Origin of the sequence: Haematobacter missouriensis, assembly GCF_000740775.1 — a bacterium.
In the GTDB taxonomy this organism is placed as follows: domain Bacteria; phylum Pseudomonadota; class Alphaproteobacteria; order Rhodobacterales; family Rhodobacteraceae; genus Haematobacter; species Haematobacter missouriensis.
The window spans coordinates 13,348-27,390 of record NZ_JFGS01000026.1 but is presented as its reverse complement, the minus strand read 5'-3'; the positions used below and the strand labels follow the sequence as shown (position 1 = coordinate 27,390).

Genomic DNA, 14,043 nt, shown 5'->3' with positions numbered 1-14,043 from the left:
GGCCCTTTTCATTTGGTGTTAGACCATTGCCGCGGCGCCTATTTCCTTCATGGCCTTTGCTGCAAGGTCAAAAGAATGCAAACGTGCAGCATGGTCATAGATCTGCCCGGTAAGCATGACCTCATCGGGACGATACCGGTCTATGAGTGCGCTCAACTCCCGCCGGACTGTCTCAGGTGATCCGGTCGCGGAGCAGGACAGAGCCTCTCCCACCGAAGCAAGAACGGAAGCGGGTATCTGGCTTTCGATATCCCTGACGGGCGGGGGGAATTTACCCGGCTGGCCAGTGCGCAGCCGCGCGAACGACAAGATCATCGAGCTGCGCAGATAATGCGCCTCTACGTCCGTATCGGCGGCAAAGACTCCTATCGCCATCATGAAATGCGGCTTTTCCAGATGCGGGGAGGGTCGAAAACTGCTGCGATAGGTCTCCGCAGCCTGCGCCAGCATCGCAGGGGCGAAATGCGAGGCAAAGGCATAGGGCAGACCCAGATAGGCTGCCAGTTGAGCGCCGAAGAGGCTTGAGCCGAGAATCCACACCGGAACATGCGTTCCTTCGCCCGGCACCGCACGAATACGGGCAGAGGGATCGGCCTCGCCCATGAACCGCATGAGATCGACGACATCCTGCGGAAAGCCGTCGCCATTGTCGTGACTGCGCCGAAGGGCATGCGCGGTCGCCATGTCGGTGCCGGGCGCCCGGCCAAGACCGAGGTCAATACGCCCGGGATAGAGTTCCGCCAGCGTCCCGAACTGCTCGGCGATCACAAGTGGCGAGTGGTTGGGCAGCATGATACCGCCTGCCCCCACACGAATGCTTTCTGTGGCTCCGGCAACGTTGCCGATGACAACGGCCGTCGCCGCGGAGGCGATACCCGGCATGCCGTGGTGTTCGGCAAGCCAGAACCGGTGGTAACCCCATTTCTCGGCATGTCGCGCAAGGTCCCGGCTGCTCGCAAAGGCTTGGGAAATGCTCTGTCCCTCGCAGATCGGCGCGAGGTCGAGGAGTGAATATTGCATTGGTCTTCCCCTTTCCCTCCCTATGTGGGGCGAGCAGGAGAGGAATGGAACCGTCGTTCAGGCGCTGAGCGCAGCTTTGACGTTCGTCGACATCGCTTCTTCCACCGGATCGCGTAGCACGTAGCCTCGCCCCCACACCGTTTCGATGTAGTTCTCCCCCCCTGTCGCCTGCGAGAGCTTCTTGCGCAATTTGCAGATGAAAACGTCGATGATCTTCAGTTCCGGTTCATCCATCCCGCCATAGAGATGATTTAGAAACATCTCCTTGGTCAGCGTCGTGCCCTTACGCAGGCTCAGCAGTTCGAGCATCTGGTATTCCTTGCCGGTAAGGTGCACGGGGCGCCCCGCCACATCCACCGTTTTGGCATCCAGATTCACGCTGAGTTTGCCAGTCGGGATGACTGGTTGCGAATGCCCTTTGGACCGGCGGACGATCGCGTGTATACGCGCGATGAGCTCGTCCCGGTGAAATGGCTTGGTCATGTAGTCATCCGCGCCGAACCCAAAGCCCTTGATCTTCGAATCCGTGTCGTCAGACCCGGAGAGAATCAGGATCGGCGTGGAAATCCGTGCCATGCGAAGCTGGCGAAGCACTTCATGACCGTTCATGTCCGGCAGGTTCAAATCCAGCAAAATCAGGTCATAGTCATACAGCTTCGCGAGATCGATGCCCTCCTCCCCCATGTCCGTACAATAGACATTGAGGTTCGCGTGATTCAGCATCAACTCGATACTGCGCGCAGTGGTCGGATCATCCTCCACCAGCAGAATTCGCATTGTCATCCCTCCGGTTAGCTTAACGCTTTCACCCTGCAGTAGAAGGGTTAATTACACGTTACCGTGGAGGAATATAGATATTATTCAACCGTTGATTGTCTATACCTTTGAATTGTCGTGACTTTCAGGCCACTTTCACCGTGGGCTGCGATTGCGTTTGACCAAATATCCAGCTCTTCGTCCGAGAGCGCATAGCGATCCATCGCTTCCTCTCTCGACAGCAGCCCATAGGTAACAGCACGCACCACTAGGGCCTTCCTGCTCGCAACCCAGCGCCGCGTGTCGGCCGGCGGCAGGTCCGCACGCGAAAGAATTGTACCGTCGGGAAGGGTCACGGTCCGCCGCCCATCCACTTTTTTAAGAAACATTCTCGACTTCCTCTCCACAGAAGTTGCTGCCGGTCTGACTATTTAGAAGTAGGGGTCTTAAAGACAGGTGAAGCGATGGGTTGTGAATTTGTCTAATTTTCCTATATTACCACGCTATTCCAGAGGTCAGCCATGCCCCGAGACACTGCCGTCAACTCGCTCGGCTTTGCGAAGCCGCCTTCCGAAACACGCGTCGTCGTCGCCATGTCCGGTGGCGTTGACAGTTCCGTGGTGGCCGCACAGCTCAAGACCGAGGGGTATGACGTGGTCGGTGTCACGCTCCAGCTCTACGACCATGGGGCGGCGCTTGCGAAGAAAGGTGCGTGCTGCGCTGGCCGAGATATTCACGATGCGCGACGCGTGGCGGAGGAAATGGGGTTTCCCCATTACGTTCTGGATTATGAGAACACTTTCCGGGAGGCCGTTATCGACGAATTCGCCGATGCCTATCTCGGTGGAGCGACGCCCGTTCCCTGTATCCGCTGCAATGAACGGGTGAAGTTCAAGGACTTGCTGGAAACCGCGAAGGATCTCGATGCGGATTGCATGGCCACTGGCCATTATATCCAGCGCAAGACGGGTCTTCATGGTGCGGAACTGCATCGCGCGGCGGATCCGAATCGCGATCAGTCCTATTTTCTGTTCTCCACAACGGCGGAACAGCTCGACTACCTGCGCTTTCCGCTGGGCCACCTGGCGTCCAAGGCGGAGACACGGGCGCTTGCAGCGCGCTATGGCCTGCCGGTGGCAGACAAGCCCGACAGTCAGGACATCTGTTTCGTGCCGGACGGAAACTATGCCGCCGTGATCGAAAAGCTGCGGCCGGGTGCCGCCGATCCGGGCGAGGTGGTCCACGTTGACGGCAATGTTCTGGGTGAGCACCGCGGCGTCATCCACTACACGGTCGGGCAGCGGCGCGGGCTCGGCATCGGCGGGACAGGTGAGCCGCTATACGTCATCCGGCTCGATCCAGATAGCCGTCGGGTGATTGTCGGACCGCGCGCCGCTTTGGCAACCCGTCGGGTGCCGCTCCGCGAGATCAACTGGCTGGGCGATGCGCCCTTCACTTCGCAGACCGAATGGCATGTGACGGTAAAGGTCCGCTCCACTCGCCCACCGCGTGAAGCGATTCTGCGCCCGCTTTCGGCGACGGAAGCTGAAGTGGAGCTGTTGAACGCCGAAGAAGGCGTCTCTCCGGGACAGGCCTGCGTGTTCTATGCGCCTGAAGGTAGCCGCGTGCTGGGTGGCGGCTGGATCTGGCGGGGCCGTTAGTCCCCGCGCAGCAAGGCAGGCGTCACGCGGAGCACGGATCGCGCAGCGCGGAGCCCGGGCGGTTCTCCGCCACGGCCAAGACGCTCCATCGTTCTGGCCATCGCCTCCGTCTCCACGGCGCGAAGCGGCCCGCCGGAAAGGAGTTCTGCAAGCGCAGGCGCTATTCTCTCCGGGCGGCAGTTCTCGCCGATGAACTCCGGGACGGCGCGCGTATCGCTCACCAGGTTGACCAAGGTCGCGGTGTCCACGCGCACCAGCCTGCGGATCATCATCCATGTGAGGGCGTTGAACCGATATGCGATGACCATGGGCACATCCGCTGCCGCCAGTTCCAGCGACACCGTGCCTGAGGCGGCGAGCGCCGCGTCTGCAGCGGCGAAGGCCGCCCGCTTCATCTCCGGCGCATCGGGGGGCACGATCAACGGCTTCACAGGCCACCGAGCGGTCACCTCCGCCACAAGATCGGCGACGCCGCGCACGGTGGGCAACACCACACGCGGGCGCTGCGGCAACGCCGCGATCGTCGCACCGAAAACCGGCGCGAGTCGCTCCACCTCTCCCTTCCGCGAACCAGGAAGGACAAGGAGAAGCGGCTCTTCCTCGGTGATGTCATGGGCGAGGCGAAAGCGAAGTGCCTCTTCCGTTGTGGCCTGGGGCTCCGCCACGACGGGATGTCCAACGAAATCGCAGCTCATGCCCGCGGCTTCCATGTAGGGGGGCTCGAAAGGCAGGATGGCAAGCACGTGATCGATCATCCGCGCCATCCGCCTCGCCCGCCCCGGACGCCACGCCCAGACGGAGGGCGCCACGTAATGCACCGTGCGCAGCTCGGGGCGGACCTCCTTCACCCCCGCAGCGACACGGAGGCAGAAATCCGGCGCGTCGATGGTGATGAGCACGTCCGGCCGATGGCGGAGAACGTCGGCCACGACCTGATCCTTGCGGCGAAGAAGATGACGATACTTCGGCAGAACCTCCATCAACCCCATGACGGAGAGTTCCTCCATGGGAAAGAGGCTCTGCACCCCCTCCGCCTCCATGCCGGGACCTCCGACGCCGACGAATTCGATCTCGGGCACGAGCTCCTTCAGGCCCGCCATCAGCGCCGCGCCGAGCCTGTCTCCCGACGGCTCACCGGCGACGAGATAGGCTTTCAAGGCTGCCGGGCCCACAGGAACAGGCCGGCGGCCTCGGCGATGGCCACCATCTCCGCCCGGTCGATGAGAAGAACGCCGCCTGCCTCGAACGCAACACCGGCGAGCCCTGCCGCGACAGCTCTTTCCACAGTGCGCGGGCCGATGGCGGGCAGATCCATGCGCCGCTCCTGTCCAGGTTTCGGCGCCTTGTAGAGTATACCCCGGGCGCCACCCGGATCGGGGCGAAGGCCCTGCATCCCGGCAACCCAGTCAAGCATCGCATCGGTTCCGGGAAGCGACTCCGCCGCAAGACACAGGCCCTGCGCCACCACGGCACCCTGTCCCACGTCGACCGCTCCGATGGCGCGCACGATCTCTGCCGCGCGCGCCACGTCCCGTTCATCGGCCGGCGAAGGTTGCGCGGTGGTCAGGATACCCGCCTCGGGAACGAGTTCGGGCGCGATCTCATCCGCACCGACAACGCGAAACCCGTCCTCCTCAAAGATCGCCAGCACCTCGCGCAGGATGGCATCGTCTCCCCCCTGCATGGCGGCAGCCACGCGGGGTATGAGCTGCATCGTGCGGCTGTCGAACTGATCGGGTTCCAGCTTCGGACGGCGGAGCCCACCCGCGAAGATCAACCTGTCCACGTCAAGCTCATGCAGCCGATCCATGAAGGGCACGAGACGTTCGAACCGGAATGGCTCCATAACCCGCCCCTCAACGCTGACACCTGGCAGGCCGGCAAGGACGAACCCTGCCTTCCGCGTCTCAAGCGTATCGGCGAGGAGCGCGGGCAAACGACCGGTGCCCGCAATGATGGCGACCCTGCTCATCGCGGCGTCAGGAAGGAGCGATCAGTCTCGCCGAGGATGAAATCCACCACTTGCCGCACATGATCGCTCTGCGTCTCCGTAGCGAGCTTCCGCGCCCGGTCCACGAACGCACCCTCGCCGGAGGCCAGCACCTGATAGGCGGACCGGAGCGCGGAAATCTCCGCCCGCTCCACGCCGCGCCGCTTCAACCCGACAAGGTTCAACCCGTCAAGCTCCCCCCGCGGACCCTGAACCAGACCGTAGGGAATGACATCATTGGTCACCATGGTCACCGCACCGATGATGGCGCCCTGCCCGACCCGAACCCATTGATGCACCCCGGACAGCCCGCCGATGATGACGTCGTCGCCGATATGGCAATGCCCGGCGATAGCCACCTGATTCGCCATCACGGTGCGATGGCCGATCTCGCAATCGTGGCCGATATGGGCGCCTGTCATGAACAGGTTGTCGTCGCCGACACGCGTCACGCCACCGCCACCCGCGGTCCCGGTGTTCATCGTCACACCTTCGCGGATGCGATTGCGCCGACCGACGATCAGCCGCGTCCGTTCGCCCTGGTACTTCAGATCCTGCGGAATTTCCCCGATGCAGGCGAAGGGAAAAACGACAGTCTCATCGCCGATTTCCGTCCAGCCGGTGAGAACGGCATGGCTCTTCAGCACGACGCCCCGGCCCAGGGTCACCTCCGCACCCACGGTGCAGAACGGGCCGATGTAGCAATCGGGGCCGATGACGGCGCCCTCTTCTACAAAGGCGCTCGGATGAATATTGGCGGAGGCGGCAATGCTCATGCGGGCGCCCGGCTGAGGTCGATCATCGCGGTGAATTCAGCCTGCGCGGCGATTTCCCCATCAACACGCGCGGTGCCGTCGAACTTCCAAACCTTCCCGCCGCCGCGCTTCACGACAACTTCCAGTTCCATCACGTCGCCCGGGATGACCTTGCGCCGGAACTTGGCTTGCTCGACGGACATGAAGTAAACCAGCGCATTCTTATCCAGCAGGTCCATCGTCAGGCTGACCAGCACACACGATGTCTGGGCCAGCGCCTCCACGATCATCACGCCTGGAAACACCGGGACGCCCGGAAAGTGCCCCTGAAACACGGGTTCGCTGATCGATACGTTCCGCACGCCCACGGCGCGGCGGTTGAGCTCGATCTGCACGACCTTGTCGATGAGCAGGAAGGGATAGCGGTGTGGAATCAGCCGCTGGACCAGTTGGATATCCGCATCGGGAGCAGGCCCCTCCAGTATGGTGGGGCGGGTCTTTGGCGCGGGTGTTTTGGCCTCGGCGGCCTCGGTGTCGGGCATCGGAAACCTCCTCGGGCTGTCGGTGTCTGACTAGCAACTCCCCCCGGCGCTGACAAGCCGGGGTCAGGGCGTTCCGGGCGCACCTTCGACGGGAGGTGTCGGCATCTCCTCTGCACCGGGATTCTCCCCCAGCACCGTGTCCAGCCGGGTGATCGCGTCATCGGTAATATCGATCTGGCTTGAGGCGATGAGGACGGCGCGCACATCCAGAACCGCGACCGCCCCACGCTCCGCGACGAGCTGCGCGAGGATCGGCACAGCCGCCTGCAGAAGGCGCTTTCTGTCCTCGTCCGTGCGACGACCGAGATCGCGCGACTTCGCATCCTGTTCCTGCCGGATGCGGACAACTTTCCCGTCGAACGCCTGGGCGCGCTTGCGAAAGTCTTCCGCCGGAATCGTCTTGCGGAGGTCGGTCAGAGCGCGCTCCTCCTCCACCAGTTCGGTTTCGATCCGGCGATTCTCGGCGGCGAGCGCGCGGGACTCATCTTCCAGCGCCTGTTGCGCAGCCTTCCCGAAGGCGCTTTCGGCAAACAGCCGCTCCTGATCGACGGTCAGAAGCGGGGTGACGGCGGCAGCCGGATGCGGCATGGGCCAGACGTTCGGTACAGTCGGAGCGGGCACGGCCTCCTGCCCCGCCGCGCCGCCGCCCCAGAGAGCAGCGGAAATCAGCCAGGCGATCGGTCGTGCGCGCATCTTCCGTCAGAACCGGGTGGAAACCGTGAAGTCGAAATTCTGTTCCCGGTCGTAATCCTGCTTGACCAGCGCCTTGGAGAAGTTGAACCGCAGCGGGCCAAGCGGGCTCGTCCAGAACACGGAGAAGCCGACGGCGGACCGCCAGTGCAGGCTATCATCCACCTCGCAACTCGCGATCGGGCAGGAGCCGTAATAGGGGCCACCCTGCGTGTCGTCGAGACTCCAGACCGAGCCGACATCCCAGAACAGACCACCCGAGATGCCGTATTCCTGCGGCAGACCAAGTGGGAATTCCGCTTCCAGACGAGCGACGGCGAAAATATTCCCGCCAAGCGCATCCTCGTTCGATACGCTGAGGTCGCGCGGGCCGATGCCTGAGGATTCAAAGCCACGCATCTTGCCCCGCAGGAAGAAGCGATCCGTCACCCGGCTGTCCTGACCGCTGAGCATGTGGATATTGCCTCCCTCCACCTCTGCGCGGAGCGTGACATCCTCGTTCATGACCTTCATTTCCGCACCCAGCAGCGCCGTGGTCGTGATCGCCTTCACATCGCCGCCGACGCCGAGGAAATCCTGGCCGAACTGGAAATAGACGCCGCGGTTCGGCGTCAGGCCGGTGGTGCGGTTGTCGAACTTGTAGGTGTAGCCGACCGAGCTGGTGATGAGCGCGCCCTCATCCTCCTCCCGATGAAGGATCATGGAGGAGCCGGTGTTGTTGATTGTCGGATCGCCGTTCGCCGCAGGATCGCCGTAAGGCACGTTCGTCAGCTTGTCGCGCGAGAGCCGGTAACGCAGTTCAAGCCGCCCCTGCTCGCTGATGGGGAACTCGATCGACGGCACGATACCGGCGCGCTGAGTGTTGTAGTGGATCCGGTTCGAGGTGGAGCCACGGTTGTAATAGAGATTGAACCGGAGCCGCAGATCGCGATCAAGGAAGAACGGCTCGATGAAGGTGAAGGAGGTATTGGTATCCTCCGTTCCTGAGCTGAGGTTCAGCGCAACCGTCTGCCCGCGGCCGAGAAAGTTCGACTCGGAAAGCCCGACGGAGAAGCCGGCCCCGGAATCCACGCCATAGCTCACGCCGAAGGAGAGGGAGCCGGTCGGTTGCTCCTCCACATCCACATCGACGATCACCTGCTCGGGCGTGCTGCCGGGACGTGCATTCGCCTGCACATCGGAGAAATACCCGAGCGCACGGATACGCTCGGCCGTCTGGCGGATCTCGCGTGGGTTGTAGGGATCGCCTTCCACCACCCGGAACTGCCGCCGGATCACCCGGTCCAGAGTGGTCTGGTTCCCTTCGATGTCGATCCGCTCGACGAACACCCGCGGGCCACGGTTCACGAAGAACTCGATATTCACGATTCCGTTCTGCGGATCGCGGGTCAGCCGCGGCTCCACCCGGACGAAGTTCATGCCCTTCTGGAGTGCGAGCCGTTCCAGCCTGGTAATGTTCGCGTCGATCTCCGTCGGGTTGTAGTAGCCACCCGACGACATGCGCAGCGCCTCTTGAAACTCCGGCACGGAGATATCAGGCAGATCGGTGCCCACGGAGACGCGGCCCACAGTGTAGCGAGGCCCCTCGCGAAGGTTGAAGTTCAGGAAGAAAGCATTCCGGTCGCGAGAGAATTCGGATGTCGCGGAGAGAACCTGAAAATCGGCAAAGCCCCGCGAGCGATAGAAGTCGGTCAGAAGCTGCTTGTCGAACTCCACCCGGTCCTCGACATAGCTGTCGGACGATATGAGCCGCCGCAGCAGACCGGCCTGTTTCGTGGCCAGAACCTGCCGGAGCCGCCCTTCGGAGAACGAACGGTTTCCGCTGAAGCTGATCCGCTCGATCTCCACCACGCCGCCTTCGCGAACCTCGAACACGAGGTCGACACGGTTGTCACTGCGCCGGATGATCTTCGGCTCGACAATCGCGGCGACCCGGCCGGAATTGCGATAAAGGTCGGTGATCGCGGCGGCGTCCTGCTCAGCCTGGCTCGGCGAATAGACATGCCGTGCCTTGGACTGCACGGCGGCCGCGATCTGCTCGTCCTTGATCCGCTGGTTACCCTCGAAGGCGATCCGGTTGATCATCGGATATTCCGTGACCCGGACGACAAGCGTGGAGCCCTGCGGCTCCAGATCGACGGATTCGAACAAGCCGGAGTTCATGATCCGCTGATAGGCATCGTTCAGCTGCCCAGCGGAAACCGTCCGCCCCTGCGAAATGCCCGCATAGGTGGAGATCGTCGCCGTATCGACATACTGGTTGCCGACCACGCGGATGGTGGAGAAGCTGTAGCTTTGCGCGTAAACCACCGGCACCATCAGCGCCGAGGCCGCAGCCGTCCCTAGAAACAGCGAAATCGCGGCGCTTCGCGCCCGGTCGCCCAAGCGATCGCGGCGCACCCCGAGGGCCCCGTTCCGTTCCGCCATGTGCAAGCCCCCGCTCTGCCCTTTTTTGTGTTTGACTTTGACTAGCCCGAAAGCGCGTCCGTGTCAAAACACTCGCGCGCCAATGCAGGCCACGCGTGGCAGAAAAGGCCCATGGGTCGTGGCACCCGCCGTCAAGGACAGAAGATGTCGTTGGTGAGTGCGAAGACCATCAGCGTCAGCAGCATCGCGAGGCCCACCGACATGAGCATCCTGAGCGCCCGGTCCGAAGGCGGACGACCCGTCACCGCCTCCCACGCATGAAAGACCAGATGTCCGCCGTCCAGTACCGGGACAGGAAAGAGGTTCATCATGCCGACAGCGGTGGAAAGCACGGCGATGAACCAAATGAAGCTTCCCAGGCCCTGGCTCGCTGCGGCACCGGAAGTCTCGGCGATTCCGATGGGGCCGCGCAGGTTGCAGGAGCTGATCGCGCCCGTCAGCATGTGCCAGAGTCCAGAAAGGCTGGTGGAGACCACCGACCATGTCTGTTGTGCACCAAGGCTCATCGCCTCAAACGGGCCGGGATGGCGCATGTCGGGCAGGAATCCGGGGCCACCGGTCAGGCCGATCATCCACCGTGTCTCGAACCCGCCGCCTGCCGCAGGAAGATCGGCACTGCGTGGGGTGAGCGTGACGTCCGAGACCTCGCCGTCGCGCCAGACCCCCAGCGTCATCGGCTTGCCTTCGGAGGCGCCGGCAGCTTCACGAAGTTGTCGGAAAGCATTGATTTGCATGCCGTTCACCGAGACGATCACGTCGCCCGGCTGCAGGCCTGCCGCATCGGCGGCAGATTGTGGCTGCACCCCGTCCACCACGGGCGGAAAGGGAAACGGCCCCTGCACCGTCATCTCCTCACCCCCGCGACGGACGAGATAGGCCACCCGTTCCGCAGGTTGCAGCGAGTCCGCCGCCAGCACGAAGGCCGAGGTATCCGGCGTCCGAACGCCCCCCACCGAGAGGATAACGTCGCCATCGCGGATCTGTTGGCTTGGCCCTGGAAGGTTGCGCAACTGGCCCACGACCGGTTGCTCCGCCGCGATGCCCTGGATCATGAAGAACCCGGCGAAGATCGCGATGGAGAGCACGAAGTTGAACACCGGCCCCGCCGCGACCGTCATCGCCCGCGCCCAGAGCGGGGCACCATGCATCGTGGCCCGGCGTTCCTGGGAACTCAACCCGGCGAGAGCGGCCTGATCCACCCCGGCGGAAGCGGCATCGGCGTCGCCGCGAAACTTCACGTAGCCGCCGAGCGGCAGCGCAGCAACCTGCCAGCGCGTGCCGTGCCTGTCCACGCGAGAGAACAACACAGGGCCGAATCCCAGCGAAAACACGTCCGCCTTGATCCCCGTCCAGCGGCCGACGATGTAATGGCCGTATTCATGCACCGCGACGATAATCGACAGCGCGACGACGAAGGCGATGATCGTCGCCGCGAAGCTCCCGAAGGAGGGGATCAGTCCGATAGTCTCCAAGCCTCAAGCTCCCGTCGTGATCAGGCCGCGCATCGCCGCGATCTCTCCCGCCGTGCGGCGCGCAAGATCGTCCATCGCCAGAACGGCGTCCAGATCGTCGGCGGGCCGCCCGAAGTCCGGCTGAGCGGCGAGGCGCGTCAGACTTTCCTCCACCACGCCCGCCATGTCGAGAAAACCGATCCGCCCCGCGATGAAATGATCGAGAGCGGTTTCCTTGGCCGCCGTGAACACCGCGCCCGCGAGCCCGCCCGCCCCCATCACCTCCCGCGCGAGACGGAGCGCGGGGAACCGAACCTCATCCGGCGCCTCGAAGTCCAGCCGCCCGAGCCGTGCCAGATCGAGCCGCTCCACCGGCAGCGGTCGCCGCTCCGGCCAGTGCAGCGCATGGCCGATGGCGTGGCGCATGTCGGGCGCGCCGAGATGCGCCATAAAAGCACCGTCGATGAATCCGACCAATGCGTGCACGGCGGATTGCGGGTGAACCAGAACCTCGATCTGGGCCGGGGAAAATCCAAAGAACTCGCGGGTTTCAATGATTTCCATCGCCTTGTTGAAAAGCGATGCGCTATCGATCGTTATGCGTTGTCCCATGTCCCAGTTCGGATGGCGACCGGCCTCCGCCGGGGTGGCGCGGGCGAGCGCCTCATGGCTCCAGGTTCGGAATGGCCCGCCGGAGGCCGTGATGACGACCCGCTCCACCGTCGCGGGATCCTCACCGCGGAGCGCCTGAAAGATCGCGGAATGCTCGCTGTCTACGGGCAGAACTGTCGCTCCGTGACGCGCCGCTTTTCCCAGCAGCAGCGGACCGGCGGAAACAAGGCTCTCCTTGTTCGCCAGCGCCAGCACCCCGCCCTGCCCGAGCGCACGCAACCCCGGCGCCAATCCTGCGGCTCCAACGATGGCTGACATCACCCAGTCCGCGGGGCGGTCCGCCGCCTCCAGCAGCGCAGCGCTTCCCGCCGCAGCCTCAATGCCCGAGCCTTCCAGCGCGGCTCGGAGATCGGGAAGGCACTCCTCGAAGGCAGTCACCGCAAGCTCGGCGCGCAAGGCGCGGGCCTGTTCGGCCAGCCGCGCGACGTTCCGCCCGCCGGTCAGGGCGACAGCCTGCGCATCCTCCTCCCGCGACAGCAGATCGAGCGTGCTCTCCCCGATCGACCCGGTCGAGCCAAAGACCGTGACGCGCCGCATTCAAAGGCCCCAGATGATCAGGTTGAAATCCGCCAGCCGCTCCACCAGCATGAGGAATACCGAGGCGCCGAGCATGGCGTCGAACCGATCCATGACCCCGCCGTGACCGGGAATGATATTGGAGGCATCCTTCACGCCCATCCGCCGCTTGACCGCGCTTTCCGCGACATCGCCAAGCTGGGATGCCATTGAAATCGCGATGGAAACGCCCACCAGTTCCCACCGCGCGCCGGTTGCCAGCACGTATATCGCACCGATTCCCGCGGCGGCGACCCAACCCGCTAGGGTGCCGGACCAGGTCTTTTTCGGGCTGACCTTAGGCCAGAACTTCGGCCCGCCGATGATGCGACCGGCAAAATATCCGAAGACATCCGTTCCCACGACCACCAGAACGAGCCACGACATCCAGACGAAACCGTAATCCTGTCGAAGATGCAGAAGCCCGAAACCGGCGACGATCATGAACGAGGAATAGACCGCGAAGATCGTCCGGTTCCGCGGCAGGTTCCCGATGCCCAGCATCGCGGGCAGCAGCGCAAAAGGCAGAACGAAACCGATCGGCAACACGCCCCACAGGAACACCGCCAGCGCGGCGAGCAGGGCCAGCAGAACGCCGACCGGTGTGGTTTCAGGAAGCGTGCAGATGCGCTGCAACTCCCACACCATCAGGCCGATCAGCGCCGTCACGAGTATCAGGAACACCCAGCCGCCAACCCACATGGCGATCAGCCCGATGAGGGCGAGAGCCGCACCCGAGATGAACCGGGGCGCAAGATCCTGGAACTTTGCCGCCATCAGACCGCCTGCGCGCCGAACCGCCGCTCACGCAGTGAATAGCGATCAAGAATGCAGCCGAGTTCCTGCGGTGTGAAGTCCGGCCAGAGCGTGGGAGTGAACTCGTATTCGGCATAAGCCGCCTGCCAGAGCAGGAAATTGGACACCCGCGTCTCCCCGCTGGTGCGGATGACAAGGTCGGGCTCGGGGAGGAAAGCGGTGTCCAGCTCCCCCTCAAGGGTGGCTTCGGTGACGTCTTGCGCCCGGATTTCTCCGCGCGCGACCTTCTCCGCCACCTTTCGGGTAGCGCGGGCCAGCTCATTGCGCCCGCCGTAGTTGATCGCGACGGTCAGGTGGAGCCGGTCATTGGTCGAGGTATGTTCCTCGATCCGGGCCATGAGCCGCTGAAGCCGCCTGTCCAGCCGCGAACGGTCGCCGATGAACCGCAGGCGCACGCCGCCCGCGTTCATGCGCTCCGCCTCGTTCTCGATATAGCGGGAGAAGATGGACATAAGGCCCAGAACTTCTTCCGTGGATCGCTTCCAGTTCTCCGTGGAGAAGGCATAGACGGTGAGGTAGCGGATGCCGAGATCGGGACAAGCTGCCACAATCTCCTTCACACGCTCTGCGCCGCGGCGATGCCCCATGAGCCGGGGCCAGCCCTTGCGCACGGCCCATCGGCCGTTGCCATCCATGATGATCGCCACGTGAAGCGCGTCTGTGCTGGGTCTTTCCGCCACGATCCTGTCCCCGAAATGGCTCGGCATT

14 protein-coding genes are annotated in these 14,043 nt (G+C 63.6%); 1 reads left to right on the top strand and 13 read right to left on the bottom strand.

Annotation, left to right across the window (positions count from 1 at the left end; translation table 11 throughout):
• Positions 1-18: 18 nt before the first annotated feature.
• The 3 genes from CG51_RS14055 to sciP all read right to left on the bottom strand — a co-directional run bounded on the left by CG51_RS14055 (position 19) and on the right by sciP (position 2,165).
• Positions 19-1,020, bottom strand: a complete 1,002-nt coding sequence (locus CG51_RS14055; protein WP_035746023.1) for an LLM class flavin-dependent oxidoreductase — start codon at positions 1,018-1,020, stop codon at positions 19-21.
• 57 nt (positions 1,021-1,077) lie between these two features.
• Positions 1,078-1,797, bottom strand: coding sequence for a response regulator transcription factor CtrA (gene ctrA / locus CG51_RS14050; RefSeq protein WP_035746022.1), 720 nt, complete (start codon positions 1,795-1,797; stop codon positions 1,078-1,080).
• Between the two features lie 80 nt (positions 1,798-1,877).
• A complete protein-coding gene (gene sciP, locus CG51_RS14045; protein ID WP_035746021.1) occupies positions 1,878-2,165 on the bottom strand; it encodes a CtrA inhibitor SciP in 288 nt (95 codons plus the stop codon).
• 132 nt (positions 2,166-2,297) lie between these two features.
• On the opposite strand from sciP, the gene mnmA reads away from it, so the two are divergent.
• Positions 2,298-3,437, top strand: coding sequence for a tRNA 2-thiouridine(34) synthase MnmA (gene mnmA, locus CG51_RS14040; protein ID WP_035746020.1), 1,140 nt, complete (start codon positions 2,298-2,300; stop codon positions 3,435-3,437).
• Here the strand turns inward: mnmA and lpxB are convergent.
• From lpxB to uppS, 10 genes are all read right to left on the bottom strand, one after another.
• Positions 3,434-4,594: a lipid-A-disaccharide synthase gene (lpxB, locus tag CG51_RS14035; RefSeq protein WP_035746092.1), complete on the bottom strand. Its 1,161-nt coding sequence runs from the start codon at positions 4,592-4,594 to the stop codon at positions 3,434-3,436. The genes mnmA and lpxB overlap by 4 nt on opposite strands.
• Positions 4,591-5,409 (bottom strand): LpxI family protein, encoded by an 819-nt coding sequence (locus CG51_RS14030; RefSeq protein WP_035746019.1) that lies wholly within the window; start codon positions 5,407-5,409, stop codon positions 4,591-4,593. Before CG51_RS14030 ends, lpxB begins: the two co-directional genes overlap by 4 nt.
• A complete protein-coding gene (lpxA, locus tag CG51_RS14025) occupies positions 5,406-6,203 on the bottom strand; it encodes an acyl-ACP--UDP-N-acetylglucosamine O-acyltransferase (protein WP_035746018.1) in 798 nt (265 codons plus the stop codon). The genes CG51_RS14030 and lpxA overlap by 4 nt, the downstream gene beginning before the upstream one ends.
• Positions 6,200-6,724: a 3-hydroxyacyl-ACP dehydratase FabZ gene (gene fabZ, locus CG51_RS14020; protein WP_084695201.1), complete on the bottom strand. Its 525-nt coding sequence runs from the start codon at positions 6,722-6,724 to the stop codon at positions 6,200-6,202. Before fabZ ends, lpxA begins: the two co-directional genes overlap by 4 nt.
• 63 nt (positions 6,725-6,787) lie before the next feature.
• Positions 6,788-7,417 (bottom strand): OmpH/Skp family outer membrane protein, encoded by a 630-nt coding sequence (locus tag CG51_RS14015; protein WP_051930618.1) that lies wholly within the window; start codon positions 7,415-7,417, stop codon positions 6,788-6,790.
• Between the two features lie 6 nt (positions 7,418-7,423).
• Positions 7,424-9,841 (bottom strand): outer membrane protein assembly factor BamA, encoded by a 2,418-nt coding sequence (bamA, locus tag CG51_RS14010; protein WP_051930616.1) that lies wholly within the window; start codon positions 9,839-9,841, stop codon positions 7,424-7,426.
• 131 nt (positions 9,842-9,972) lie between these two features.
• Positions 9,973-11,313: an RIP metalloprotease RseP gene (gene rseP, locus CG51_RS14005; RefSeq protein ID WP_035746017.1), complete on the bottom strand. Its 1,341-nt coding sequence runs from the start codon at positions 11,311-11,313 to the stop codon at positions 9,973-9,975.
• A 3-nt stretch (positions 11,314-11,316) separates the two neighbouring features.
• Positions 11,317-12,501: a 1-deoxy-D-xylulose-5-phosphate reductoisomerase gene (gene dxr, locus CG51_RS14000; protein ID WP_035746016.1), complete on the bottom strand. Its 1,185-nt coding sequence runs from the start codon at positions 12,499-12,501 to the stop codon at positions 11,317-11,319.
• On the bottom strand, positions 12,502-13,296 hold the full coding sequence (locus tag CG51_RS13995) for a phosphatidate cytidylyltransferase (protein ID WP_035746014.1): 795 nt from the start codon (positions 13,294-13,296) through the stop codon (positions 12,502-12,504). It lies immediately after the preceding gene.
• On the bottom strand, positions 13,296-14,042 hold the full coding sequence (gene uppS / locus CG51_RS13990) for a polyprenyl diphosphate synthase (protein WP_051930613.1): 747 nt from the start codon (positions 14,040-14,042) through the stop codon (positions 13,296-13,298). The genes CG51_RS13995 and uppS overlap by 1 nt, the downstream gene beginning before the upstream one ends.
• Position 14,043: the final 1 nt, after the last annotated feature.